The 23504-nt window shown below is 73.2% G+C and carries 26 protein-coding genes; 14 read left to right on the plus strand and 12 right to left on the minus strand.

The genetic code is table 11. The features are described from left to right. Positions 1–125: 125 nt before the first annotated feature. Both ACQEVB_RS34915 and ACQEVB_RS34920 read left to right on the plus strand, forming a co-directional pair. The gene (locus ACQEVB_RS34915) at positions 126–1007 is read left to right on the plus strand and encodes an alpha/beta fold hydrolase (protein ID WP_432982022.1); all 882 of its coding nucleotides are present in this window, start codon (positions 126–128) and stop codon (positions 1005–1007) included. Next, on the plus strand, positions 1004–1747 hold the full coding sequence (locus tag ACQEVB_RS34920; protein ID WP_432982025.1) for a phosphotransferase family protein: 744 nt from the start codon (positions 1004–1006) through the stop codon (positions 1745–1747). The genes ACQEVB_RS34915 and ACQEVB_RS34920 overlap by 4 nt, the downstream gene beginning before the upstream one ends. A gap of 61 nt (positions 1748–1808) precedes the next feature. On the opposite strand, the gene ACQEVB_RS34925 is transcribed toward ACQEVB_RS34920, so the two are convergent. The 4 genes from ACQEVB_RS34925 to ACQEVB_RS34940 are packed head-to-tail and all read right to left on the minus strand — an operon-like array spanning position 1809 to position 5735. Beyond that, positions 1809–2696: an ROK family protein gene (locus tag ACQEVB_RS34925; protein WP_432982028.1), complete on the minus strand. Its 888-nt coding sequence runs from the start codon at positions 2694–2696 to the stop codon at positions 1809–1811. Next, complete coding sequence (locus ACQEVB_RS34930) at positions 2693–3904, minus strand: sugar ABC transporter permease (RefSeq protein ID WP_432982031.1); 1212 nt, start codon at positions 3902–3904, stop codon at positions 2693–2695. Before ACQEVB_RS34930 ends, ACQEVB_RS34925 begins: the two co-directional genes overlap by 4 nt. Beyond that, positions 3901–4644, minus strand: a complete 744-nt coding sequence (locus ACQEVB_RS34935; protein ID WP_432982034.1) for an ATP-binding cassette domain-containing protein — start codon at positions 4642–4644, stop codon at positions 3901–3903. Before ACQEVB_RS34935 ends, ACQEVB_RS34930 begins: the two co-directional genes overlap by 4 nt. Continuing rightward, entirely contained in the window at positions 4641–5735 is a 1095-nt protein-coding gene (locus tag ACQEVB_RS34940) for a substrate-binding domain-containing protein (RefSeq protein ID WP_432982037.1), read from the minus strand. The genes ACQEVB_RS34935 and ACQEVB_RS34940 overlap by 4 nt, the downstream gene beginning before the upstream one ends. Positions 5736–5934: 199 nt before the next feature. Between ACQEVB_RS34940 and ACQEVB_RS34945 the strand changes: the two genes are divergently transcribed. Then, positions 5935–7113 (plus strand): ROK family transcriptional regulator, encoded by a 1179-nt coding sequence (locus ACQEVB_RS34945; RefSeq protein WP_432982040.1) that lies wholly within the window; start codon positions 5935–5937, stop codon positions 7111–7113. Here ACQEVB_RS34945 and ACQEVB_RS34950 read toward each other — a convergent pair. Genes ACQEVB_RS34950 through ACQEVB_RS34960 form a run of 3 tightly spaced genes read right to left on the minus strand, consistent with a single transcriptional unit; the run spans position 7099 to position 9064 of the window. After that, positions 7099–7374: a DUF3618 domain-containing protein gene (locus tag ACQEVB_RS34950; RefSeq protein WP_432982043.1), complete on the minus strand. Its 276-nt coding sequence runs from the start codon at positions 7372–7374 to the stop codon at positions 7099–7101. The two genes, ACQEVB_RS34945 and ACQEVB_RS34950, sit on opposite strands and share 15 nt — an antisense overlap. Next, positions 7371–7814, minus strand: a complete 444-nt coding sequence (locus tag ACQEVB_RS34955; protein ID WP_432982046.1) for a phage holin family protein — start codon at positions 7812–7814, stop codon at positions 7371–7373. Before ACQEVB_RS34955 ends, ACQEVB_RS34950 begins: the two co-directional genes overlap by 4 nt. Before the next feature lie 56 nt (positions 7815–7870). Next, the gene (locus ACQEVB_RS34960) at positions 7871–9064 is read right to left on the minus strand and encodes an MFS transporter (protein ID WP_432982049.1); all 1194 of its coding nucleotides are present in this window, start codon (positions 9062–9064) and stop codon (positions 7871–7873) included. Positions 9065–9135: 71 nt separating this feature from the next. Here ACQEVB_RS34960 and ACQEVB_RS34965 point away from each other — a divergent pair, with 71 nt between their 5' ends. After that, positions 9136–9657 (plus strand): CGNR zinc finger domain-containing protein, encoded by a 522-nt coding sequence (locus tag ACQEVB_RS34965; protein ID WP_432982052.1) that lies wholly within the window; start codon positions 9136–9138, stop codon positions 9655–9657. A 59-nt stretch (positions 9658–9716) separates the two neighbouring features. On the opposite strand, the gene ACQEVB_RS34970 is transcribed toward ACQEVB_RS34965, so the two are convergent. Continuing rightward, complete coding sequence (locus ACQEVB_RS34970; protein ID WP_432982055.1) at positions 9717–10766, minus strand: hypothetical protein; 1050 nt, start codon at positions 10764–10766, stop codon at positions 9717–9719. A gap of 117 nt (positions 10767–10883) precedes the next feature. On the opposite strand from ACQEVB_RS34970, the gene ACQEVB_RS34975 reads away from it, so the two are divergent. The 10 genes from ACQEVB_RS34975 to ACQEVB_RS35020 all read left to right on the plus strand — a co-directional run bounded on the left by ACQEVB_RS34975 (position 10884) and on the right by ACQEVB_RS35020 (position 20398). Next, a complete protein-coding gene (locus tag ACQEVB_RS34975) occupies positions 10884–11720 on the plus strand; it encodes a mycofactocin-coupled SDR family oxidoreductase (RefSeq protein WP_432982058.1) in 837 nt (278 codons plus the stop codon). Between the two features lie 24 nt (positions 11721–11744). Further along, on the plus strand, positions 11745–12551 hold the full coding sequence (locus ACQEVB_RS34980) for a mycofactocin-coupled SDR family oxidoreductase (protein WP_432982061.1): 807 nt from the start codon (positions 11745–11747) through the stop codon (positions 12549–12551). A gap of 81 nt (positions 12552–12632) precedes the next feature. After that, positions 12633–13487, plus strand: coding sequence for a tryptophan 2,3-dioxygenase (locus tag ACQEVB_RS34985; protein WP_432982064.1), 855 nt, complete (start codon positions 12633–12635; stop codon positions 13485–13487). Further along, positions 13484–14473, plus strand: coding sequence for an amidohydrolase family protein (locus tag ACQEVB_RS34990; RefSeq protein ID WP_432982067.1), 990 nt, complete (start codon positions 13484–13486; stop codon positions 14471–14473). The genes ACQEVB_RS34985 and ACQEVB_RS34990 overlap by 4 nt, the downstream gene beginning before the upstream one ends. Further along, positions 14470–15765, plus strand: a complete 1296-nt coding sequence (kynU, locus tag ACQEVB_RS34995; protein ID WP_432982070.1) for a kynureninase — start codon at positions 14470–14472, stop codon at positions 15763–15765. The genes ACQEVB_RS34990 and kynU overlap by 4 nt, the downstream gene beginning before the upstream one ends. Then, the gene (locus ACQEVB_RS35000; RefSeq protein ID WP_432982073.1) at positions 15755–17095 is read left to right on the plus strand and encodes an FAD-dependent oxidoreductase; all 1341 of its coding nucleotides are present in this window, start codon (positions 15755–15757) and stop codon (positions 17093–17095) included. The genes kynU and ACQEVB_RS35000 overlap by 11 nt, the downstream gene beginning before the upstream one ends. Then, positions 17092–17523 carry a RidA family protein gene (locus ACQEVB_RS35005; RefSeq protein ID WP_432982076.1) on the plus strand — a complete coding sequence of 144 codons (432 nt, stop codon included), beginning with the start codon at positions 17092–17094 and terminating at the stop codon, positions 17521–17523. The genes ACQEVB_RS35000 and ACQEVB_RS35005 overlap by 4 nt, the downstream gene beginning before the upstream one ends. Beyond that, a complete protein-coding gene (gene nbaC, locus ACQEVB_RS35010) occupies positions 17524–18063 on the plus strand; it encodes a 3-hydroxyanthranilate 3,4-dioxygenase (protein WP_432982079.1) in 540 nt (179 codons plus the stop codon). It abuts the gene before it with no gap. Then, on the plus strand, positions 18060–18938 hold the full coding sequence (locus tag ACQEVB_RS35015; protein ID WP_432982082.1) for a PaaX family transcriptional regulator: 879 nt from the start codon (positions 18060–18062) through the stop codon (positions 18936–18938). The genes nbaC and ACQEVB_RS35015 overlap by 4 nt, the downstream gene beginning before the upstream one ends. Before the next feature lie 263 nt (positions 18939–19201). Next, entirely contained in the window at positions 19202–20398 is a 1197-nt protein-coding gene (locus tag ACQEVB_RS35020; protein ID WP_432982085.1) for a fumarylacetoacetate hydrolase family protein, read from the plus strand. Between the two features lie 239 nt (positions 20399–20637). On the opposite strand, the gene ACQEVB_RS35025 is transcribed toward ACQEVB_RS35020, so the two are convergent. The 4 genes from ACQEVB_RS35025 to ACQEVB_RS35040 are packed head-to-tail and all read right to left on the minus strand — an operon-like array spanning position 20638 to position 23500. Continuing rightward, complete coding sequence (locus tag ACQEVB_RS35025; protein WP_432982088.1) at positions 20638–21111, minus strand: YybH family protein; 474 nt, start codon at positions 21109–21111, stop codon at positions 20638–20640. Further along, the gene (locus ACQEVB_RS35030) at positions 21108–21677 is read right to left on the minus strand and encodes a helix-turn-helix domain-containing protein (RefSeq protein WP_432982091.1); all 570 of its coding nucleotides are present in this window, start codon (positions 21675–21677) and stop codon (positions 21108–21110) included. Before ACQEVB_RS35030 ends, ACQEVB_RS35025 begins: the two co-directional genes overlap by 4 nt. Before the next feature lie 39 nt (positions 21678–21716). Then, positions 21717–22820: a Gfo/Idh/MocA family protein gene (locus tag ACQEVB_RS35035; protein ID WP_432982094.1), complete on the minus strand. Its 1104-nt coding sequence runs from the start codon at positions 22818–22820 to the stop codon at positions 21717–21719. Then, positions 22805–23500 carry a ThuA domain-containing protein gene (locus ACQEVB_RS35040; RefSeq protein ID WP_432982097.1) on the minus strand — a complete coding sequence of 232 codons (696 nt, stop codon included), beginning with the start codon at positions 23498–23500 and terminating at the stop codon, positions 22805–22807. Before ACQEVB_RS35040 ends, ACQEVB_RS35035 begins: the two co-directional genes overlap by 16 nt. Between the last annotated feature and the right edge of the window lie 4 nt (positions 23501–23504).

Consider the following 23504-nt stretch of genomic DNA (forward strand, 5'->3'; position numbering starts at 1 on the left):
GTTGGCGAGCTCGACACGGCGAAGAAATCTACGTGAGTCGTCGACGGACGTCTACGAAAGTCACCAGCGTGGACGGGGTTACGCTGGCCGTTCGGTGGGTGCCGGCGGTACGGGGGAACGCGGCCATGGTTCGGGACTTCAGCGGGGCATCGGCCGTGGTGTGCGGCGGCCGCCGCGTCGCCGTCGCGGAGTACGGCGACCCGGAGGGACGGCCGGTGTTCCTCCTGCACGGCACGCCGGCCAGCCGGCTCGGCAACGACTTCGCCGACGCGCCCGCACGCGAGCGCGGCATCCGGGTCCTGTGCCCGGACCGTGGCGGAATCGGCCGGTCGGACCCCGTTCCGGGCCGCACCGTCGCCGGGTACGCCGGCGAGCTGGTGGAGCTCGCGGACGCGCTCGGCATCGACGAGTTCGCGGTCATCGGCTACTCCGGTGGCGGCCCGTTCGCGGTGGCGTGCGCGGCGGGGTGCGGTCCGCGGCTGACGTCGGTCGGGCTGATGGCGGCCGTGGCGCCGGTGGACGACCGGCCCGGCGCCCGGGACGGCCTCGCGGCGTCGGACCGGCACCTGCTCGACGCCGCGGTGCGCAGCCCGTTCCGGGCGGGGCTCGTGCTGCGGTTCGAGCGCGTCGTGACGCTGCTGGTCCCCGCGCTCGCCGTCCGGGAGCTGTCCGCGGAGCTGACGCCGGTCGACCGGGCGGAGCTGGCCCGGCACACCCCGCGCGAGGCCATGGCGGGGTTCGTGGAAGCGCTGCGCCCCGGCCCGGACGGGGTGCTCACCGACTACCGACTCTGGGGCTCGCCCTGGCGGGTCGACTGGTCGGCCGTCACGGTTCCCGTCCACGTCTTCCAGGGCGACGCTGACCCGTTCGTACCCGTCCACCACGCCGAGGACCTGGTGCGCCGCCTCCCCGCGGGCGTCGGGCACCTGCACCTGCTGCCCGGCGTCGGGCACCTGTCCCTCCAGACGCGGTTCGGCGAGATCCTCGACGCGCTGGGCCGAGGGTGACCGGCATCCAGGTCGTCGTCGCCCATCGCGAGCGCGCCACCCTCCGCGTCGACGACCTGTTCCTCAAGATCGACACCGATCGGGCCCGCGTCGACGCCGAGGTCGCGGCGATGGCCGCGGCGCCGGTCCCCACCGCGGAGATCCGCTGGCACCGGCCGCCCGTCCTCGCGCTCGCCGCCCTTCCGGGGCGGGCGCTCGGCCGGCTCGGGGAACCGTCGACCGCGTCGCCGGCGGCGTGGGCGGCGGCGGGCGCGGCCGTCCGGCAGCTGCACTCCGCGCCGCTGCCGGCGCGGGTCGGCCCCGGCCCCGCGGAGCTCGCCGCCGAGCTCGACCGTGAGTGCCGCTGGCTCGTCGCGAACGACGTCCTGCCCGCCGACGTGGTCGCGCGCAACCGCGAGATCGCCGAGGCCGCGCTCCGACCGTGGACGCCGGTGTTCGTGCACGGCGACCTCCAGCTCGACCACGTCTTCGTCGACGGCGACGAGGTCACCGGTGTGCTGGACTGGTCGGAGGCCGCGCAGGGCGACGCCCTGTGGGACCTGGCGACGCTGACGCTCGGCCACCCCGAGCACCTCGACGACCTCCTCGCCGGCTACAGCGCGCCCGTCGACCGCGAGCTGGTCCGCGCGTGGTGGACGGTGCGCAGCCTGCGCGGGCTCCGGTGGCTGATCGAGAACGGTTTCGACATCACCGTCCCGGGCGGCGAGCTGGACGTGCTGAAACGGGCGTCACACAGCTGACGGCCACGGCACACAGGTCGCAACCTGTGTGCCGTGGCCGCGCGCTGTGTGAGGTCGCTCGTCAGCGCGCCCGGAGGCCGTCCCAGGCCAGCGCCGCGGCGCCGACGAGCGGGCCGTCCTGCGCGAAGCGGGCGGTCACCAGCTCCGGCGGGAACGGGACGGCGTGGTCGACCACGGCCTTCAGCACCGGCAGCACGACTTCGGCCGAGCGGACCATCCCACCACCGACGGTGATCCGCGCCGGGTCCACCAGCATCGCCGCGTTGGCCAGGTGCACGGCCAGCTCGTCGAGCGCCTCGTCGAGGAACGAGCGGGCGGCCGAGTCGGTCCTGGCCAGCGCGAACACCGACTCCGCGTCGCCGCTGCCGCCGACCGCGCGGCCGCGGACACCGAGCGCCCTGCCGCCGACCTGCTCCTCCAGCGGGGCGCCGCCCTGCGGGGTGTCGCTGCCGAGCCGCAGGTTGTACCCGATCTCGCCGGCCGCGCCGTGCGCACCGGTCAGCACCGTCCCGTCGACGACGACGGCGAGCGCGAGGCCGGTGCCCAGGTTCACGTGCATGCCCGTGGACACGCCGTGCAGGTGGCCCCAGCGCGCCTCCGCGAGCGCCGCGGCCTTGACGTCGTTCGCGCACGTCGCGGGCACGTCGAGCGCCGTCTCGAACATCTCCTGCAGCCGCAGCCGCGACCAGCCGGGCACGTTGGGCGCGAGCAGCACCCGGTCGGGCAGCACGATCCCGGGGCCGGCCACGCCGGAGCCGAGCAGCGTCCCGTCGACCCGGGTGATCAGGGCGCGCGCCGCGTCCAGCGTGCGGGCGACGGCCTGCTCTGCGCCGCGGTCGGCGTGGATCGGGAGGCGGACGTCGGCCAGCACCGTGCCCGCCGGATCGACGGCGGCCAGGCCGGCCTTGGTGCCGCCGAAGTCCACCGCGAGGACGAACCCGTCCGTCATGTCAGCCCGTCGGCTGCGCCGCGCCGGGCCAGCGAGTCGATCGCGACGGCGACGGCGAGCACCGCGCCGGTGACCATGAACCGCACCGACGAGTCGACGTTGAGCAGCAGCATCCCGTTGGTGATCGACTGGATCACGAGGATGCCGAGCAGCGCCGCGTAGGCCCGTCCGCGTCCGCCGAACAGGCTGGTGCCGCCGATCACGGCGGCGGCGATGGCGTTGAGCAGGATGTCGCTGCCGCCGGACGTCTGGTTGACCGCCGCGAGCCGCGACGCCGCCAGCACCCCGCCGACCGCGGCCAGCGTCGACGCCCCGACGAACGCGAGCACCCGCACCTGCGTGACGTTGATGCCGGCCCGGCGCGAGGCCTCCGCGTTGCCGCCGACGGCGTACATCCGCCGGCCCCACACCGTGCGCCGCAGCGCGAGGTCGAGCACCACCACCAGCCCGCCGAAGATCACCAGCGTGAGCGGCACGCCGCGGTCGGCGTTGAGGACGACCACGCCGGCGGCCAGCAGCACGGCCAGCCCCGCCGAGCGCGCGAGCACCCACGCGGTGCTCGGCACCGGCAGGTCCGCCGCCACCCGCATCCGCCGTGTGACCAGCCCGGACGCCAGGTGCGTCCCGGCCAGCACGACGATCAGCGCCCACCCGAGCCACGCCGGCAACCAGGTGTCGGAGAGCAGCGCGATGCCGCGGTCGAACGGCAGGTTGATCGTGCCGGCCTTGCCGAGCAGGAACAGCATCAGCCCGAGCCAGCCGATCAGGCCCGCGAGCGTCACCACGAACGACGGCATCGCGAGCTTCGTGCGCATCAGCCCGTGCAGCAGCCCGATCACCGCCCCGGTGACCAGCGCACCCAGCACGGCGAGCACCGGGTTCCAGCCCTGCTGCGTGTAGAGCAGCGTCATCACGACCGCCGCCAGCCCGCTCACGGAACCGACCGACAGGTCGATCTCGCCGAGCAGCAGCACCAGCACGATGCCGAGCGCGATCGTCCCCGTCGCGGCCATCTGCAGCGCGAGGTTCGTGAGGTTCTCCGCGGACAGGAAGTGCCCGTTGAGCGCGGAGAACACGATCGCGATCAGCACCAGCCCGACGGCGACGGGGAGCGAACCGAGATCGCCGCGACGCAGCCGGTCGCGTGCGGCGTCGAAGAGACCCGAGCTGGGTGGGGCAGGAGGAACGGTCACGGCCACCTCGCTCATGACGCCTTCCCGTACGCGTCGGCGCCGGTGATGGCGGCCACGATCTCCTCCTGGGTGGTCGACGCCGTCTCGAACGTGCCGGCGTTGCGGCCGAGCCGCAGCACCACGACCCGGTCGCTCACCTCACGGACGTCGGCGAGGTTGTGCGAGATCAGCACGACCGCGAGACCGCGCTCGCGCAGCCGCTTGATCAGCCCCAGCACCTGCGCGGTCTGCTCGACGCCGAGGGCGGCGGTCGGCTCGTCGAGGATCACCATCCTCGGGTCGCCGAGGAGGGCGCGGGCGATCGCCACGGACTGGCGCTGCCCGCCGGACAGCGCCGACACGGGAGAGCGCACGTCCTTGATCCTCACGTCGAGCGAGTGCAGCAGGTCGCGGGCGGCGCGTTCCATGCGGATCTCGCCGAGCACGGTCCTGCTCCGCACCTCGGAGCCGAGGTGCAGGTTGGCCACCACGTCGAGGTTCTCGCAGAGCGCGAGGTCCTGGAACACGGTGGTGATGCCGAGCGCCTGCGCGTCCTGCGGGCGGGTGATGCGCACCGGCGTTCCCTGGAACGCGATCGTGCCGCCGTCCGGGGAGATCGCCCCCGAGATCACCTTGACCAGGGTGGACTTGCCGGCGCCGTTGTCGCCGACCAGCGCGACGACCTCGCCGGCGTACACGTCGAGGTCGGCACCGGCCAGCGCCTGGACGGCGCCGTACCGCTTGGTGGCGCCCCGGACCGAGAGCACCGGCGTCACGAGAGCCCGGCCTCCTTGCACGCTGCCGCGAAGTCGGGGGTGCAGATCTCGGACACCGAGTAGAAGCCGTCCTTGACGATCGTGTCCTTGATCTTGTCCTTGGTGACGGCGATCGGGTCGAGGATCGTGCTCGGGATGTCGGCGGTGCCGTTGTTGACCGTGGTGGTGGTCTTCGGCTTCTCGCCCTTGGCCAGCGCGACGGCCGCCTCGCCCGCCGTCTCGGCCTGCTGCTTGATGTTGAGGTAGATCGTCATCGTCTGCTCGCCGGTCAGGATCCGCTGCACGGCGGTGACCTCGGCGTCCTGGCCGGTCAGTGCCGGCAGGGTCGTGTAGCCGGCGCGCTTGAGCGCCGCGACCGCCCCGGTGGCCATGCCGTCGTTGGCGGAGTAGACGCCGACGATCGAGTCGCGGCCCAGCGACGTGATGGCCTGCTCGGTCTGCTGCTGGGCCTTGTCGGGGCTCCAGTCGGGGGTGTCGAACTCGGCGCCGATCTTCACCTTGCCGTCGAGCGCCATGTGGGCGCCCTTCTTGTAGTCGGCGGAGCTGGGGTCGGTCGGCGAGCCGTTGATCATCACGACCTGGCCCTTGTCGGCCGTGCCGCGCTTGGTCAGCTCGCCGAGCAGCGCCTCGCCCTGCACCTTGCCGACGGTGACGTTGTCGAACGACACGAAGTACTCGTAGCCGATGCCGGAGATCAGCCGGTCGTAGCCGATGACCGGGATCTTCTTCTGCTTGGCCTGGTTGACCAGCGGGGCGACGGCCGCGGCGTCGACGGCGTCGAGGACGAGCACCTTCGCGCCCTGGGTCAGCGCCGACTCGACCTGGCTCTGCTGCTTGGCGGCGTCCTGGTCGGCGTTGAAGTACAGCACCGTGCAGCCCGCGCACAGCTGCTTCACCTTCGCCTCGAAGATCGGCTTGTCGAACTTCTCGTAGCGGGTGGTCTTCGACTCGGGGAGGAACAGCGCGATCGTCGCGTTCCCGGCCGCGGGCGCGCCGCTGCTCGGCGCGGAGCCGCCGCTGCCGCCCGATCCGCACCCCGCCGCGAGGAGCAGTGCCGCGCCGGCCGCCATGATGAGACGTCCTCGACCCATGGAGTCACCCTCCCGATGGGAACTGTGGTCGCTCGGTTGAGCGTTGGTAAGAAAGGTAGTTTACTGACATGGTCGGTGTCCAGACGCCGTCGACCCAGGGGGGTGGTCGACGGCCGCCGGCACGCCGGGAGGACCACGGCTCCGTTGCGCGACCGGCGGGCCGCGGTCTTCCCGGCCCGGCGCGACGCGGGGAGCAGCGGTGAAAGGCCAGGTCGGGAACCCGCAGCTGCTGCGCACCATGAACGAGCGGCTGCTGCTGGACCACCTCCACGAGCACGGGCCGTCCTCCCGCGGCGACCTCGCGGCGGCCAGCGGGCTCTCCAAGCCCACCGTCTCCGCGGCGCTCGCCGGGCTGGAGTCCGCCGGGCTCGTGCACCTCGTCGAGTCACGCGGCGGCAAGCCGGGACCCAGCACGGCCATCTACGACGTGAACCCGCGCGCCGGCCTCGTCGCCGGCGTCGACATCGGCCGCAAGTGGATCCGGCTCGCCATCGCCGACCTCCGCGGCGAGTTCGTGGGACGCCGCGACGTCCGCAACACGGCCCGCTCCGGCGCCGAGCTGGTCCGCCGGGTGCGCGCGCTGGCCGGCGAGGTCGCGGCCGAGGCAGGCGTCGAGTGGACGGCCGTCAGCTACGTCGTGATCGGCTCCCCCGGCGTGCTCAACCCGTCGACGGGGCGGCTCGACCTCGCCCCGAACCTGCCGGGCTGGGGCAAGGCCGGCCTCGTCGACCAGCTGCGGGCGGCGCTGCAGGTGGAGTCGGCGATCGAGAACGACATCAACCTGGCCGCCGTCGGCGAGCAGACCGCAGGTGCCGGCCGCGGCGTGCGCAACTTCGTGCTCGTCTCGGTGGGCACCGGCGTCGGCATGGGCATCGTCATCGACGGGTCGCTCTACGTGGGCGGCACGGGCGCGGCGGGCGAGGTGTCGTTCCTGCCGAACAACGACCTCGAGGTCCCCCGCTTCGACACGCGCCACCGCGGCATGACCGAGGCGACGACGTCGGCGTCCGGCCTGTTGCAGGCCGCGCACGAGTCCGGGCTGTCGTTCGACTCGGCGGAGGAGGTGTTCGCCGCGGCCGCTGCCGGGGACGAGCGCGCACAGGCGATCGTCGAGGCGGAAGGTAGGCGGATCGGCGCGCTGATCACGGCGGTGACCGCGATCCTCGACCCCGACCTCGTCGTCCTCGGCGGCGGCGTCGGGCGCAACCTCGACGTGCTCGGCGAGGCCATCAGCCGCCGCATCGCCGAGCTCGGGCCGCTGCGGCCGCGGATCGTCGCCAGCGAGCTCGGTGACGGGGGAGTGCTGCTCGGGGCCGTGGCCAGGGCCCTGGACGTGGCCCGTGACCTGCTGTTCGAGCGCCGCTCACCCGGCGCCTGAGCGCCTCCGGGACAGGATCCGCCAGCCGATAAACACGACGACAGCGATGCCGGCAACCAGCGTCGGCCGCTGCCGCACCATCCGGTCCAGCGACGGCGCCTTCTCCGCCACCAGCGCGGCAGCCTCGTCCTTCTTGGCCTTCACCCGCGCCGGCACGTCGACGCGGCCCGCCAGCTCGCCCACCGTGTCGCCGATCTCGGCGCGCACCTCGTCGATGTCGGCCCGCAGCTCGGCCTGCGTCTTGCCCGCCTTCTCGGTCATCGGCGTGCCGCCTCCTTGACGGTCTCCACGTCGCGCTGCAGGCCGGCGATCGCCTGCTCCGGCGTGGGCGGTGCGGCCTGCGCGATCCGCGACCGCGCGACCAGCGCCAGCACACCGGCCACGATCAGCAGCACCGCGGCCACGATCAGCGCGGACAGCCACACCGGCAGCACGACCGCGAGCCCGGCGATCGCCGCGGTCACCAGCGCCCCGACGCCGAACCAGCCGAGCACCGCGCCGGCTCCGGCCATCCCGGCACCCGCTCCCGCCTGCTTGCCCTTCTCGGCGAGCTCGGCCTTGGCGAGCTCCAGCTCCCCACGCATCAGCTCGGACAGTTGCGTGGTCAGCCGCGACACCAGCTCGGAGATCGACGCGCCCGACAGGTCGGACTCCGCGCCCTGCGCCGGCCCCGTCGCGCGGTCGTGGGTGTGTGACGTCATGCCCGTCGCGTACCCCCTGACGTGCGGAACACACGCGTGGTGCACCCCGGCTGCGGTCACGGCGCCATGATGCGGTGGCTGCCCAGCGCGAGCGCGCCGAGCACGGCGGCGCCGAGCTGGCAGCCGCCGACGATCGCGAGCACCACCCCGGTCGGGACGTGCAGGGCGAGCTGGCCGCCGACCGCCTGGCCGACCGCGAGCGTGGCGATCCGCAGGCTCGCCGCGCTCGTCGACACCCGGCTCTGCAGGGCGAGGGGGCTGTAGACCTGCCGGGCGCCGAACATCGCCGGCATCATCGGGCCCTCGACGATCCCGGCCACCAGCGCCAGTGCGACCAGCACCGGCAGCGTGCCGGCGAGCGGCCAGGTCAGCAGCGCGGCCCCGAACGCGGCGACGGACAGCAGCACCGTCCGCTCGGGGCGCCAGCGAGCCTGCCAGCGGCCGACGAGCAGGGCCGCGCCGACGCTGCCGATCTCGAGCGCCGTCCAGACGTAGCCGCTGGTCGCGGCCGGTGCGCCGAGCGTGACGGCGTGCAGCGGGAGCGCGACCAGCAGCAGTCCGCTCGTGCCGAGCGACAGGGTCGATGCCACCGTCGCCGCACGCAGGCGCGGCACGCGGAACAGGTGGCGCAGCCCCTCGACGGCGGCCCCGAGCATCGGCGGGTGCACGGCGTCCTGCTCGGGTCGCACCGGCGGCACCCCGGTCAGCGCCACGATGCTCGCCGCCGCCGCGCCGACGACCAGCAGCAGCGCGGCGTCGGGTGACACGAGCGCCGCGACCGTCGCGGCGACCGCCGGTCCGGCGATGGCGGCGGTGCCGAAGCTCGCTGCCTCGGCGGCGTTCGCCCTGGTCAACAGCGGCGCCGGAACGATCGCTGGCAGCATGCCGGTGAAGCCGCCACTGACCATCGGCAGCGTCAGCCCGGCGACGGCGGCCAGTGCGATGACCACCGCGTCCGGTGCGCGGCCCACCGCTCCGAGCATGATCAGCATGACCGCGGCCAGCAGTGCCTGGTTCGCGCCGAGCGCGAGGCGGCGGTGCGCGGTGCGGTCGAGCCAGGCACCCAGCAGCGGGCCGGTCAGGATCGCCGGGAACGCGTACGCCGCGCCGATCGCGCCGGCCAGCCCGGCGCTGCCCGTCCGGTCGAGCACGATCAGGACCAGCGCGAACCCGACCATCTCGTCCCCGGTGCGGGCCAGGGTGGCGGCGAGGTGGTAGGCGGGGAGCCCGGGGCTGTCGCGCAGCCGCATGCCATGCTCCTTGGTAGCGCGTACTCAATGGTTACGCGTTACCGTATATATGGCGTTACGAGGAGGTGGTCATGGCGTCGGCCCTGCAGGTGCCCGACCGCGCCGCGCACCTCGCCGTCGACCTCGTGAACGCGCAGCTCCCCGACGCGGAGGCGCTGCGGCAGTTCCTCGTCGCGCACGGCGAACCGGAACCCGTGACCGTCGACGACACGGACACGCTGGCGGTGACGGCGGTCCGGGAACGGATCCGACCTGTCTTCGACCTGCCCGCGGACGCCGCGGCGGCCCTGCTCAACGCGCTGCTCGCCGAGTTCGCCGAGCGCCCCCACCTCTCCGACCACGACGGCACCAGCTGGCACGTCCACGCCACGCGGGCCGACGCGACCTGGGCCGAGTGGATCGCCGGGACCGGCGCGCTCGGCCTCGCCCTCTACGCGGCCGCCCACGGCTTCACCGCCCTCGGCACCTGCGCGGCGCCGGACTGCACCCGCGTGTTCGTCAACCCCGCGGAGCGCCGCGTCCGGCGCTTCTGCACCCCGAACTGCGCCACCCGCACGCGCGTGGCGGCACACCGGGCGCGACGGCGCCCGTAGAGCGATCGGAAAGCCGGGGACGGCAGGAGTCGGCCACGATCGTGTCGAGGGAGGTGCCGCTAGCTCGACCGGTACAGCAGCAGGCTGCGCAGGGGCTGGCCGTAGGCGTCCTGGCCGCTCAGGTCCGGCACGTAGACGACCTGCTCCCAGCCCGGCGCGATGCCGCGGTGCAGGTCGATGACGAACGGGCGGCCGTCCGCGTCGGTGTCGAAGACGGTCAGGTCGCCGCGTTCGCGGTCGAGGGCGACCAGTTCGGAGCGGCCGCCGATGGTCAGCGGTGCCGTGGTCAGGCTGGTGAACGGGCGCCCGACCAGCGTGTTCGCGGCGGGTGCGTAGCCGTCGTCGCCGTCCTGCACGTACACGCGCAGGACGTGCGCGGCCGGCTCCTCGTGCGTCGTGGGCAGGAGCTGCACCAGCAGGTCGTCACCGGTGTCGCCGCCCCCGTTGGCGTCGTACCAGCCGACGACGAGCCGTTCGGCGCGGCTGCCGAAGCGCACGGTCGCCACCCGGTGGGTCACGTCGGAGAAGCGGCGCACCTCCAGCCCGGTGCGGTCGGGTCTCAGGAGGAGCAGGTGGGTGGCCTGCTGGTCGGTGGAGCTTCGGGTCACGGCGACCGCGTCGGACCAGCCGACGAGCGAGCGGTCGTGCCAGCGCCGCCGGCGCCGCACGGTCACCCGCTGACCGGCCCTGGTCACCTCGACGAGGTCGAGCTGGCCGGTGTCCGGGTCGTGGAACAGGTACTGCGCGACGTCGCCGATCGGGAGCGCCACCCGGCGGGCCACCCGGTACCCGGTCGGCCAGTCGGAGTCGCGGTAGAGCTCCTCCGACGAGTCCCCGTACCCGGTCGCGCGGATCGACAGGTGCCCGCCGACCGGGTCGTGCAGCAGCAGGTGCGGGTCGGGCGTGTACCCGACGACCAGGTGCCGCCAGCCCGACCACCACAGCCCTTCCTCCCGCGGGCCGGTCAGCTCGCCGACCTGCGGTTCCCCTTCCGCGCCGCCCTCGATGCCGTACCAGCGGACGCGACCGCGGAAGTTGCGCAGGAGGTTCTCGCCGATGCCGGGCGGGAGGTGGAGCGCTTCGGGCGGGAACGGCAGCGGTCGCGTCATCGCGTCACCCCACGTCGGAGGGGCCGAGCAGGACCGTCGATGGTGGCAGCGGCCGCGCACGGCCGGCAGCCGCCAAGCGGGCGTGTTTGACTCCGAGGAGACCGGAGGGGGAGCGCGATGGGCAGGTTCGACGGGAAGGTCGTGCTGATCACGGGCGGCGCGCGCGGGCAGGGCCGCTCGCACGCGGTGCGGTTCGCCACGGAGGGCGCCGACGTGGCGTTCTGCGACGTCGCGGCGCCGCTGGCGTCGGTGCCCTACGGGCTGGCGACGCCCGACGACGTCGCGGAGACCGTGCGGCAGGTCGAGGCGCTGGGCCGGCGGTGCCTCGGGGTCGTCGCCGACGTGCGTGACCAGGCGGCGACCGCGGCGTTCGTCGAGCAGGCCCGCGCCGAGCTGGGGCGGGTCGACTTCCTGCTGGCCAACGCCGGCGTGCTCTCGTACGCGCCGGTCGCCGAGATGGACGGCCGGAAGTGGGACGAGATGATCGCCACCAACCTCACCGGCGTCTTCCACGCGATGCGGGCCGTGCTGCCGCTGATGATCGAGCAGGGCCACGGGCGGGTCGTCGCGACGTCGTCGGTGGCGGGCAAGCAGGGCATCCCCAACCTCGGCCACTACTGCGCGGCCAAGTGGGGCGTGATCGGGCTGGTCAAGACGGCGGCGATGGAGGTCGGGGAGCACGGCATCACCGTCAACGCGGTCTGCCCGACGACCGTCGCCACCGACATGGCGCACAACCCCGCCACCTACCGCCTGTTCCGCCCGGACCTGCCGGAACCGACGCTGGCCGACGCCGAAGCGGCGTTCGCCGAACCGCACGTGCTGCCGGTGCCGTGGATCGAGCCCGCCGACGTCTCCGCCACCGTGGCGTTCCTCTGCTCGGACGAGGCGCGCTTCATCACCGGCGAGACGATCTCGGTTGCCGCCGGGATGACCGCCGGGAACGCTGGCTGAGCGGAGGCACAGGAGGAGGGGGACATGGGCGGACGGCTCGAGGGGAAGGTCGCGCTGGTGTCGGGCGCGGCGCGCGGGCAGGGTCGGGCGCACGCGGTGCGCCTGGCGGAGGAAGGCGCCGACGTCATCGCGTTCGACGTGTGCGCGCAGCTGGGTTCGGTGCCGTACCCGCTGGCGGACCCGGAGGACCTGGCCGAGACGGTCCGGCAGGTCGAGAAGGTCGGCAGGCGGATCGTCGCGCGGGAGGCGGACGTCCGCGACACCGCTGCGGTGCAGGCCGTCGTCGACGAGGGCGTGGCCGAGCTCGGCCGCCTCGACGTCGTGTGCGCGAACGCGGGCATCTGCTCGTTCGCGGAGAACACCTGGTCGATCTCCGACGAGCAGTGGGAGGAGACGGTCGGGGTCAACCTGACCGGCGTGTTCAAGACCGTCCGGGCCGCGGTCCCGCACATGATCGCCGCCGGCAACGGCGGCTCGATCGTGCTGACCAGCTCGACGGCGGGCCTCAAGGGCATGCCCCGCATCGCGCACTACGCGTCGGCCAAGCACGGTCTCGTCGGGCTGATGCGCACGCTCGCGATCGAGCTGGCGCCGCACTCGATCCGCGTCAACTCGGTGCACCCGACGGGCGTGAACACCCCGATGGTCGTCAACGACGCGACGGGTGTCGTCCTCGGCGACGCCACCGACGGCGCGCTGGTGAACGCCCTCCCCGTGGCGCTGCTGGAGTCGGTCGACATCGCGCACGCGATCGTCTGGCTGTCGTCGGACGAGGCCCGCTACGTGACGGGAGTGGCGCTGCCCGTGGACGCCGGTTTCCTGGTCCGATAGTGGCGAGGCCTTTGCCGGCCGCGCCGATTGCGTTACCTTGACGGGCGTCACGATCGTGAAATCGGCGACGGGAGGGCGTTCGTGTCGAGCCCCGGCAATACCCGACCGGTGGAGGACGGCATCGTCCGCGACCTCTCGGCGACCTCGTCCTACGGCTCGTACCTGCGCCTTGACCTGCTGCTGTCCGCGCAGCAGCCGGTGAGCCAGCCCGCGCACCACGACGAGATGCTCTTCATCGTCCAGCACCAGGTCGCGGAGCTCTGGCTCAAGCTGACGCTGCACGAGATCCGGGGCGCCGTGGAGTGCATCGACGCTGACGAGCTGGCGCCGGCGCTGAAGCAGCTCGCGAGGGTCAAGCACATCCAGAAGTCGATGGTCGAGCAGTGGTCGGTGCTGGCGACGCTCACACCGGCGGAGTACGTGCAGTTCCGCGGCGCGTTGGGCACCGCGTCGGGCTTCCAGTCCTACCAGTACCGGGCCGTCGAGTTCGCGCTCGGCAACAAGAACGCCGAGATGCTCGAAGTCTTCGCGCACGACCCGGCCGCGCAGGACCTGCTGCGCCGGATGCTGGAGGCGCCCAGCCTGTACGACGCGTTCCTGCGCTACCTCGCGCGGCACGGGCACGCCGTGCCGCGCTCCGTGCTGGATCGGGACGTGCGGATGGCGCACGTCTTCCAACCGGAGCTGGTGCCCGTCCTGCTGCGCCTCTACGAGGACACCCACACGTACTGGACCGAGTACGAGACGTGTGAGGAGCTCGTGGACATCGAGGAGAACTTCCAGATCTGGCGTTTCCGCCACCTGAAGACGGTGGAGCGCACCATCGGCTTCAAGCGGGGGACGGGCGGGTCGAGCGGGGTCGGCTTCCTGCGCCACGCCCTGGACCTGACGTTCTTCCCCGAGCTGTACGCGGTGCGGACGGAGATCGGTTCGTGAGCGTGATCGACGTCCACACGCACTACGTGCCGCACGGCTGGCCGGAGCTGCCCGGTGTCGGTCCGCGGCCGTCATTGCGCGTGGACTCCCCGCGCACCGCGACGATCATGCTCGGCGAGCAGCCCTTCCGCACGATCACCGACACCGCGTGGAACGCCGACGTGCGCCTGCGCGACATGGACCGGCACGGCGTCGACCGCCAGGTGCTCTCCCCGACCCCGGTGTTCTTCTCCTACGACCAGCCCGCCGACGCCGCTGCCGCCACGGCCGCGATCTTCAACGACCTCGCGCTCGACATCGCCGCGCAGGCGCCCGGCCGGCTGGTCCCGTTCTGCCAGGTCCCGCTGCAGGACACCGACGCGGCGTGCCGCGAGCTGGAACGGGCGGTCGGCGCCGGACATCGCGGCGTCGAGATCGGCAACCACGTCGGCGACCGCGACCTCGACTACGCCGGCGTCGTCACGTTCCTGCAGCACGCGGCCGCGCTGGACGTGCCGGTGTTCGTGCACCCGTGGGACATGCCGTCCTCGCCGCGCGTCGGGCGCTGGATGGCGCAGTGGCTGGTCGGGATGCCGGCCGAGACGCACCTGTCGCTGGTGGCGATGACGCTGGGCGGCGTGTTCGATCGCATCGGCCCCGAGCTGCGGATCTGCTTCGCGCACGGCGGCGGTTCGTTCCCCTTCTGGGTCGGGCGGATGGACAACGCGTGGCGGGAGCGGCCCGACGTCGTGGGCGGCTCGGCGCTGCCGCCGTCGGGCTACCTCGACCGGTTCCTCGTCGACTCGGTGGTGTTCGACGAGCGCGCGCTGCGCCTGCTCGTCGACACGATGGGCGCCGAGCGGGTGCTGCTCGGCACCGACTACCCGTACCCGCTGGGGGAGCCGGAGCCGGGCGCGGTGATCCGCAAGGCCGGGTTCCTGACCGACGACCAGCGGTCGCTGCTGCTCGGCCGCAACGCCGTGCGCTTCCTGGGAGAGAAGGCATGACCAGCACCGTCGACGTCCGAACCGAGGAGCACGCCCACCGGCTGGACGCGGCCGATCCGCTGCCGACGCTGCGTGAGCGCTTCCACGTGCCGCCGGCGAGCGGGGGCGCCTACCCGGAGGTCGCGTACCTCGCCGGCAACTCGTTGGGCCTGCAACCCCGCTCGGTGGCCGGCCTGATCGAGGAGGAGCTGGCCGACTGGGCGCGGCTCGGTGTGGAGGGGCACGTCGAGGCGACCCGGCCGTGGAAGCCGTACCACGAGCTCCTGCGCGACGCCGCGGCCCGGCTGGTCGGCGCGCAGCCGGCGGAGACCGTGGTGATGAACTCGCTGACGGTCAACCTGCACCTGATGCTGGTCAGCTTCTACCGCCCGACGCCGGAGCGGTACGCGATCCTCATCGAGGACAGCGCGTTCCCGTCCGACTCCTACGCCGCGCAGAGCCAGGTCCGGCTGCACGGCTTCGATCCGGCGCAGGCCGTGATCCGGTTGCGCCCGCGCCCGGGCGAGGCATGCCTGCGCACCGAGGACGTGCTCGACGTCCTGCGCACGCGCGGCCACACGATCGCCACCACGATGCTCGGCGGGGTCAACTACCTCACCGGCGAGCTCATGGACATCCCGGCGATCACCGCGGCTGCCCGCGACGCCGGGGTGATCGCCGGCTGGGACCTCGCGCACGCCGTCGGCAACGTTCCGCTGCGGCTGCACGAGTGGGGCGTCGACTGGGCTGCCTGGTGTCACTACAAGTACGTCAACTCGGGGCCGGGCGCGCCGGCCGGCTGCTTCGTCCACGAGAGGCACCTCGCCGACCGTGCGCTGCCCAAGCTGCAGGGCTGGTGGAGCACCGACCCGGCGACACGGTTCCGGATGCTCCCGGAGCTCGACCCGGTCGACACCGCCGACTCCTGGCAGCTCTCCAACCCGCCGATCCTCGCGATGGCGCCGGTGCTGGCGTCGCTGCGGATCTTCGACGAGGTCGGCATGGACGCGCTGCGTGCGAAGAGCCTGCGCCTGACGGGGTACCTCGCCGAGCTGGTCGAGGCGCTGTGCGCGGACCTGCCCGTCGAGGTGCTGACGCCGCCCGACCCCGACCGGCGCGGCGCCCAGCTGTCGCTGCGCCTGCTCGGACCCGACGCCGACGACGTCAGCGCGCGGCTGCGGCACGAGCACGGCGTGATCGCCGACGCCCGGCGCCCTGACGTCGTGCGGTTCGCCCCGGCGCCCCTGTACTGCACCCACCACGACGCGTGGCGGGCCGCGCACGCACTCGCGGCGGTGCTCCGTGCCGGCTGAACCGCTGACCTGGCACGGAGCGCCGGCCCGTCGCGTCGCCGTGGTCGGCGCGGGGCTCGCCGGCTGCCTCCTCGCGACGATGCTCGCCGAGCGCGGGCTGGAGGTGGCGCTGTACGAGCGGCGGGCCGATCCGCGCGTCGGCGGGCCCGAGCGGGGCCGCTCGATCAACCTCGCGCTCTCCGCCCGCGGGATCGACGCGCTCGCCAGGGTGGGCCTGGCCGACGCCGCGCTCGCCGAGGCGCTGCCGATGCGCGGGCGCACGCTGCACCCGCGGGCCGGCGCGCTGGGCTTCCATTCGTACTCCGCGGACGGCACGCGCGCGATCAACTCGATCAGCCGGGCCACGCTCAACGCGGCGCTGCTGGACTGCGCGGAGAAGACGTCCGGTGTCTCGCTGCACTTCGGCCACACCTGCACCGGGGTCGACCCCGCCACGGGCACGCTGAGCTTCGACACCGCCGGCGGCCAGGTCACCGTGCCCGCGGACCTCGTCATCGGCGCGGACGGCGCCTACTCGGCCGTACGCCGCGCTCTGCAGTTCCGCGAGGGGTTCGACTACAGCCAGTCGTTCCTCCCACACGGCTACAAGGAGCTGACCATCCCGCCGACCCCGGACGGCGAGTTCGCGCTGGACCCGGGATCGCTGCACATCTGGCCGCGCGGCGAGGCGATGATGATCGCGCTGCCGAACCTCGACCGGTCCTTCACGTGCACCCTGTTCTGGCCGAAGGACGGGCCGGGCGGGCTGTCCACTCTGGACAGCGCCGAGGCCGTCACGGCGCACTTCGCCGAGCACTACCCGGATGCGGTGCCCCTGATGCCCACCCTCGTCGAGGACTTCCTGCGCAACCCGGTCGGCTCGCTCGTCACCGTCCGGTGCGCGCCGTGGGTCGTCGGCCGGGTGGCGCTGCTGGGCGACGCCGCGCACGCGATCGTCCCGTTCTTCGGGCAGGGCGCCAACTGCGCCTTCGAGGACTGCGTCGAGCTGGGCCGCTGCATCACCGACGCCGGCGGCGAGCTGTCGACGGCGCTCGCGCTCTACGGCGAGCGTCGAAAGGCCAACGCCGACGCCATCGCCGACATGGCGCTGGAGAACTTCGACGAGATGAGCAACAAGGTCAACTCGCGGCTCTTCCGGTGGAGCACGCGGGCGCGGCACGCCCTCGAACGCGTCGTGCCCGGCTACGTGTCGCGCTACGAGCTCGTCTCGTTCACCACCACCCCGTACTCCCGGATCGAGGGCCGGGTCCGCACCCAGGACCGGCTGGTCGCCGGCGCGCTCGCCGCCGCCGTCGGGTCCGTCCTGCTCGCCTGGAGGGCTCGCCGATGACCGACCGCGCGATCGTCGTGCAGGGCAAGGCCCGGCCGCGCGGCGCGTACCCGCACGCCCGCCGCGCCGGTGACCTGATCTACGTGTCGGGCACGAGCAGCCGGCGCCCGGACAACACGTTCGCCGGCGTCAGCGTCGACGAGCTGGGCACCACGTCGCTCGACATCCGGGAGCAGACGCGGGCCGTCATCGAGAACATCCGCGACGTGCTGACCGCCGCCGGCAGCGACCTGGCCGACCTGGTGTCGATCACGACCTACCTGGTGAACATGAACGACTTCGGCGGCTACAACGAGGTCTACGGCGAGTTCTTCGACGCGGCGACCGGCCCGTCGCGGACGACCGTGGCCGTGCACCAGCTGCCGCACCCGCACCTGTTGATCGAGATCTCCGCAGTGGCCCACCGGCCCGTTACCGAGGAGGAATAGATGGCGATCGGCGAGCCCATCCACTTCGACGGCTGGGTGGAGGAGCACCGGCACCTGCTGCGGCCGCCGGTGGGCAACAAGCAGCTGCACCCGGAGGGGCAGGACCTCATCGTGATGGTGGTCGGCGGCCCGAACCAGCGCCAGGACTACCACGTCGACCCGTACGAGGAGTGGTTCTACCAGATCAAGGGCGACATCCACGTCAACCTGATCGTCGACGGCCGCCCGCGGACCGTGCACATCCGGGAGGGCGAGTCGTGGCTGCTCCCGGCCGGGGTGCCGCACTCGCCGCAGCGTCCGCAGGAGGGCTCGGTCGGGCTCGTCGTCGAGCAGGTGCGCAAGCCGGGCACGCTGGAGAAGTTCCAGTGGTACACCCACACCGAGGACTCCGCGACGCTCGTCCACGAGGTGGAGCTGCAGGTCAACGACATCGCGGCCGACCTGCCGAAGGTGTTCGCCGAGTTCTACGCCGCGCTGCCCGACCTCACGGACTCCGACGGCAACCCGATCAGCAAGGAATCGCTGTCGCCGCGCACATGATCCTCGACGACCTCGACTCCCGGCCCGGCAGCTCGACCTCCCTGCTGCGCTCGATCGTCGGGATGTACCTGCGCGAGCTGGGCGGGTGGATCGCCGCGCCGGCGCTGATCGAGCTGATGGGTGCCGTCGGGGTCGCGGCGCCCGTCACGCGGACGACGATCGTGCGGGTGAAGCAGAAGGGGCTGCTGGTCGCCGAGGCGCGGGACGGCGTCGCGGGACTGCGGCTCGGGCCGGGTGCCGAGCGCATGCTGGCCCGCGGCGACCGGCGGATCTATCACCCGCGGATGATGGCGCACGGCGACCGGTGGTGCCTGGCGTCGGTGTCGGTCCCGGAGGCCGAGCGGGCGCTGCGCCACCAGCTGCGCCGGCGGCTGCAGGGCATCGGCTGCGGCAACGTGTCGCTGGGCCTCTGGATCTGCCCGGCCTTCCTGGTCGACGAGGTCGTCGAGATCCTGGAGGAGCTGGATCTGCGCCGCCGCGCCACGGTGTTCGTCACCGACACCCCGGACGTCGGCGGCGACCTCCCCGCCGCCGTCGCCCGCTGGTGGGACCTGCCGTACCTGCGGTCGCTGCACGACGCCTTCCTCGACGCGCACCGCGCCGACGTCGCACCGGTCTCGGGGGAGCAGGCGTTCGTCACGTACGTGCGGGCCGTCGACTCGTGGCGCCTCATCCCGTACGTCGACCCCGGCCTACCCGCCGACCTGCTGCCAGCCGACTGGCCGGGGCGGGAGAGCACGGAGCTGTTCCTCACGCTGCGGCGGCGGCACGGAGCGGCGGCCGGGGAGCACGTCGCTGCGGTGGTGGGGCGGTGGCTGCCGGACGCGGCGCGGTTGCGGTCCGTCGGTGATCAAGGGCAAAGTGTCGTTGGTTGATCTTGGGGCGCGACGTTCTGCCCTTGATCGGCGTCGGCTGCGGCGGCCGATGGCTCCGGTGCCGGCCTGGTCCGGTCTCGGTGGCCGCCGGTCCCGGCCGCGTCGGTGATCAAGGGCAGAAGGTCGTCGCCCAAGATCCACTGACGACACTTTGCCCTTGATCACCGACACGCCGCCGTGCCCCGCGCTCGCCGTGGCGTTTCCCCCGGCGATGAGCTACGAACGTGGTGGCAGACGATCTCGTCCCGACGAACGGAGTCCCCGTGTTCCCACCTGATCCCGCCACCACCCTCCCCTCGGACGGGACGGCCGGCGCGCTGGTGGGCCGGGTCTGGCGGCCGGAGGTGGGCGGCCCGTCGGTCGTCGCCGTCCGCGAGGACGGGCTGTACGACGTGACCGCCGAGTTCGCGACGGTCAGCGACCTGTGCGAGACCGCCGACCCGGCCGCTGCGCTGCGGGCGGCCACGGGGGAGCGGGTCGCCGACCTCGCCGCGGTGCTCGCCAACACCCCGCCCGAGGCACGGGACCCGGCGCTGCCGCACCTCCTGGCGCCGGTCGACCTGCAGGTGCTCCGCGCGGCAGGGGTGACGTTCGCGGTCTCGCTGCTGGAGCGCGTCATCGAGGAGCGGGCCGACGGCGACCCGGCAGCGGCCGAGCGGGAGCGTGCCGCGATCTCCGCGGTGCTCGGCGCGGACGTGTCCGCCGTGCGTCCCGGTTCCGCCGCGGCGGCGCGGCTGAAGGAGCGGATGGTCGCCGAGGGCACCTGGAGCCAGTACCTGGAGGTCGGCCTCGGCCCGGACGCCGAGATCTTCACGAAGGCGCCGGTGCTGTCGGCCGTCGGCACGGCGGCCGACGCCGGTATCCGGCCCGGATCGGTGTGGAACAACCCGGAACCGGAGATCGCGCTGGTCGTGGCCTCGTCCGGGCAGATCGTCGGGGCCACGCTCGGGAACGACGTGAACCTGCGCGACGTCGAGGGCCGCTCCGCGCTGCTGCTCAGCCACGCCAAGGACAACAACGCCTCGGCCGCGCTCGGCCCGTTCGTCCGGCTGTTCGATGACGGGTTCTCCCTCGACGACGTCCGCGGCACCGACGTCACGCTCACCGTGCGCGGCACCGACGGGTTCGAGCTGGCCGACGTCTCGTCGATGACCCTGATCAGCCGCGACCCCACCGAGCTGGTCGCGCAGCTGATCGGGCCGCACCACCAGTACCCCGACGGTGCCGTGCTCTACCTCGGCTCGATGTTCGCGCCGGTCGCCGACCGCGACGCGCCGGGGCAGGGGTTCACCCACCACGTGGACGACGTCGTCACCGTCGCCGCGCCGCTGCTCGGGACCCTGGTCAACCGCATCCGCCGCAGCGACGAGTGCCCGCCGTGGACGGTCGGGGCGAAGGCGTTGTTCCGCAACCTCGCGGAGCGCGGACTGCTCGTGGGGGCCGCCCCGGGTTCCCGGTGATCATGGGCAGGACGTCGCTTCCGAAGATCAACTAGCGACGTTTTGCCCATGATCAACGCCAAGCCGGCTGCGCCGTTGTGCCGCCCGCTCCGGCCCTGCACCGGTTGCGGTGATCAAGGGCAGAATGTCGTGCTGATTTGATCCGGCAACGACGTTTTGCCCTTGATCAACGTCGAGCCGCCCCGCATCACCGCGCCGCCGTGCCGGCCGCGCCGTGCCGGCTACCCCTGCACCGCCGGCTACCCCCGCACCGCCCGCTGGTACGCGGCGAGCGCGGCGGCGTCGTCGATGCTGCCGTGGTGGTGCACGAGCCGCCAGCCGTCGGCGGTGGACGCGAGCACCCGCGTGGTGCGGATGTGCAGCGGCACGCGCTGCCCGTCCGCCTGGTAGCTCCCCACCTCCCGCCCCGTGACGACGAGCGAGCCCGGTGTCTCGACGCGGACGGCGTCGGTGAACGTGATCTCGAGGTCGAGCCCGCTGTCGAACACCCTGCGGTACAGCTCGACGATCGCGGGCCGGCCGCGCAGGATGCCGCCGACGGGGTTGTCCAGCTGCGCGAGCGGGTCGTCGACCCAGACGGCGGCCAGCGCGTCGAGGTCGGCGTGGTTGAGGGCGTAGTAGAACGTCTCCAGCGCCGCCTCGGCGGACTCGGCGGTGTCGGCGAGGCGGTTGCGGCTGGAGGGGCCGAAATCACGGCTGAGCAGCTCGATCATCGGGACTCCTCGGTCAGGCGCGCGGCGCGCACGAGCGCGGCCGTCGCGCGGGTGGCAGCGGTCATGGCGCTGTCGTCGTCGGCGGCCCGGGCCAGCACGAACCCGCCCTGGACGACGGCGACGAGTGCGGCAGCGAGATCGTCGGGATCGGCGCGCAGCTCGCCGGCGGCCACCGCGTCCCGCGCTGCAGCGGCCAGCGCGGCGCGCGTCCGCGCGAAGTAGTCGCTGATCGGCGCGGAGAGCGTCGGGTCGGCGGCCACCTGCGGGTCGAACGCGAGCCGGCCGAGCCGACAACCGGCCCGGGCGGCGCGGGGGTGTTCCAGGTAGGCCAGGATCCTGGCCAACCCGGAGGCGGACGGGTCGTCGAGGACGGCGGCCGTCTCGGCGTCGAGGTCGGCGGCCAGTGCCTCGATAGCCGCCAGCGCCCACTGCTGCTTGCTGCGGAAGTGGTGGTAGAGGCTGCCCTGTCCCACCTCGGCCGCGGCCAGCAGGGCCGCCGGGCTGGTGGCGGCGACCCCGCGTTCCCAGAGCAACGCCTTGGCCGCCGCCACGATGACGTCTCGCATGCCCGCGACCATACCTACTAGTAGGTATGGTCGCCAGTGTCAGGCCGTCAGGTCCACGACTCCCGGTACCGGCTCCGGCCGCTCGCACGTGGTGGTGAGGTCGATCCAGCTCCGCGACTCGGCGGCCTGCGCCACCGCCTCCATGACTTCCAGGACGTGCAGCGCGATCTCGTCGCCCGCCCGGTGCGCGCGGCCGTCCGCGACGGCGAGCGCGAGGTCGGCGACCCCGTAGCCGCGGCCGGCGTCGAGGTAGCCCGCCGTGGCCCCGAGGTCGGCCCACTCCGTGCCACCGGCCGGGAACAGCTCGACCGCGCCGTCGAACATGTTCGGGTCGGGGACGGACAGCGACCCCTCCGTGCCGTGCACCTCGATGCGCGGCAGCCGCGCCGCCCACACGTCGAACGTCATGACCAGCGTCGACAGCGCGCCCGACGCGTGCTGCAGGATCCCGACGACCGTCGAGTCCGTGTCGACGTCGAACGTCTCGCCGGCGCGCGGGCCGCTGCCGATGGTGCGCGTCGCCTGCGGGCGGCTCGACGCGCCCGTGACGCTGACGACCGGGCCGAGCAGGTGCACCAGCGACGTCAGGTAGTACGGGCCCATGTCGAGCAGGGGCCCGCCGCCGGGCTGGTAGTAGAAGTCGGGGTTGGGGTGCCACCGCTCGTGGCCCGGCGTGGTCATGAACGCGGTGGCCGCGTGCGGCCGGCCGATCCGGCCCGCGTCGACGGCCGCACGCGCGGTCTGGACGCCGGTGCCGAGCACGGTGTCGGGAGCGCAGCCCAGCCGCACCCCGGCTTCTGCGGCCGCTTTGACCAGCTCACGCCCTTGCGCGACGGACGTCGCGAGCGGCTTCTCCACGTACACGTGCTTCCCGGCCGCGATGGCGGCGTGCCCCACATCGGCGTGCGAGGCGGGCAGGGTGAGCACCAGCACGACGTCCACGTCGGACTCGAGCAGCTCGGGCAGCGCCAGCACCCGCGCGTCGTGGGCCGACGCGAGCGCCGTGGCCCGCTCGGTGTCCAGGTCGCAGACGGCGGTGACCTGCAGCTGCGGCAGCCGGGCGAGGGACGCAGAGTACTGCCCCGAGATGTTCCCGGCGCCGACGATGCCAACTCTCAGCGCCGACCTCACCGGGCCGCCCACGTGATCCCCCGCTCGATGATCGTCGTGACGTCCGGGTGCACGATGACGTCCATGTTGTGGCCGGGCGTGCAGACGAAGACCCGCCCCTTCCCCCACTGCCGCGTCCAGATCGCCGGCGACGTGACGGGCCGGTGCCACGGGTCGAACTCGCGCGCGGCGAGCGTCGTCGTGGCCAGGACGTCGATGTACTCGTCGGTCAGCACCCAGTACTGCTCGGTGACGAGGTCGAAGTCGGCGATGCCCGCGACGATCGGGTGCTCGGCCGCCTCCGGTCGAATGTTCACCCGGTACGGGATGAAGTAGTCGGACTGCTCGCCCACCCGCTCGGCCTCGGCCTTGGGCGGGTGGCAGGCGAACTGGCCGCCGATGAGGTGCAGGTAGTCGCTGGAGTTGCGGTAGGAGTCGGCGATGCCGCCGTGCCAGCCGGCGAGGCCGGTGCCGTTCGCGACGGCCGTCGTCAGCCCGGCCAGCTCGTCCGGCTCGATCGTGCTCATCGTCATGCACTGGACGATGACGTCGACGCCCGCCATGTAGTCCGCGTCGGCGTACACCTTCGGCGAGCCCTCGATGCGGACGCTGAAGCCGTTCGCCTCGAGGTGCGGTACGAAGCGGTCGGTCGTCTCGACCGGCTGGTGCCCGTCCCATCCTCCGCGGACCACCAGCGCCTTGCGCTCGACCACGTGT

Source organism: Pseudonocardia sp. CA-107938, assembly GCF_050936315.1.
Taxonomy (GTDB): domain Bacteria; phylum Actinomycetota; class Actinomycetes; order Mycobacteriales; family Pseudonocardiaceae; genus Pseudonocardia.

Bases quoted from the DNA above. Each gene is read 5' to 3' on its own strand.
- ACQEVB_RS34915 (WP_432982022.1), top strand. From the start codon at position 126: ATGGTTCGGGACTTCAGCGGGGCATCGGCCGTGGTGTGCGGCGGCCGC.
- ACQEVB_RS34925 (WP_432982028.1), bottom strand. From the start codon at position 2,696: ATGACGGACGGGTTCGTCCTCGCGGTGGACTTCGGCGGCACCAAGGCC.
- ACQEVB_RS34930 (WP_432982031.1), bottom strand. From the start codon at position 3,904: ATGAGCGAGGTGGCCGTGACCGTTCCTCCTGCCCCACCCAGCTCGGGT.
- ACQEVB_RS34940 (WP_432982037.1), bottom strand. From the start codon at position 5,735: ATGGGTCGAGGACGTCTCATCATGGCGGCCGGCGCGGCACTGCTCCTC.
- ACQEVB_RS34950 (WP_432982043.1), bottom strand. From the start codon at position 7,374: ATGACCGAGAAGGCGGGCAAGACGCAGGCCGAGCTGCGGGCCGACATC.
- ACQEVB_RS34955 (WP_432982046.1), bottom strand. From the start codon at position 7,814: ATGACGTCACACACCCACGACCGCGCGACGGGGCCGGCGCAGGGCGCG.
- ACQEVB_RS34960 (WP_432982049.1), bottom strand. From the start codon at position 9,064: ATGCGGCTGCGCGACAGCCCCGGGCTCCCCGCCTACCACCTCGCCGCC.
- ACQEVB_RS34965 (WP_432982052.1), top strand. From the start codon at position 9,136: ATGGCGTCGGCCCTGCAGGTGCCCGACCGCGCCGCGCACCTCGCCGTC.
- ACQEVB_RS34970 (WP_432982055.1), bottom strand. From the start codon at position 10,766: ATGACGCGACCGCTGCCGTTCCCGCCCGAAGCGCTCCACCTCCCGCCC.
- ACQEVB_RS34975 (WP_432982058.1), top strand. From the start codon at position 10,884: ATGGGCAGGTTCGACGGGAAGGTCGTGCTGATCACGGGCGGCGCGCGC.
- ACQEVB_RS34980 (WP_432982061.1), top strand. From the start codon at position 11,745: ATGGGCGGACGGCTCGAGGGGAAGGTCGCGCTGGTGTCGGGCGCGGCG.
- kynU (WP_432982070.1), top strand. From the start codon at position 14,470: ATGACCAGCACCGTCGACGTCCGAACCGAGGAGCACGCCCACCGGCTG.
- ACQEVB_RS35005 (WP_432982076.1), top strand. From the start codon at position 17,092: ATGACCGACCGCGCGATCGTCGTGCAGGGCAAGGCCCGGCCGCGCGGC.
- nbaC (WP_432982079.1), top strand. From the start codon at position 17,524: ATGGCGATCGGCGAGCCCATCCACTTCGACGGCTGGGTGGAGGAGCAC.
- ACQEVB_RS35015 (WP_432982082.1), top strand. From the start codon at position 18,060: ATGATCCTCGACGACCTCGACTCCCGGCCCGGCAGCTCGACCTCCCTG.
- ACQEVB_RS35025 (WP_432982088.1), bottom strand. From the start codon at position 21,111: ATGATCGAGCTGCTCAGCCGTGATTTCGGCCCCTCCAGCCGCAACCGC.
- ACQEVB_RS35030 (WP_432982091.1), bottom strand. From the start codon at position 21,677: ATGCGAGACGTCATCGTGGCGGCGGCCAAGGCGTTGCTCTGGGAACGC.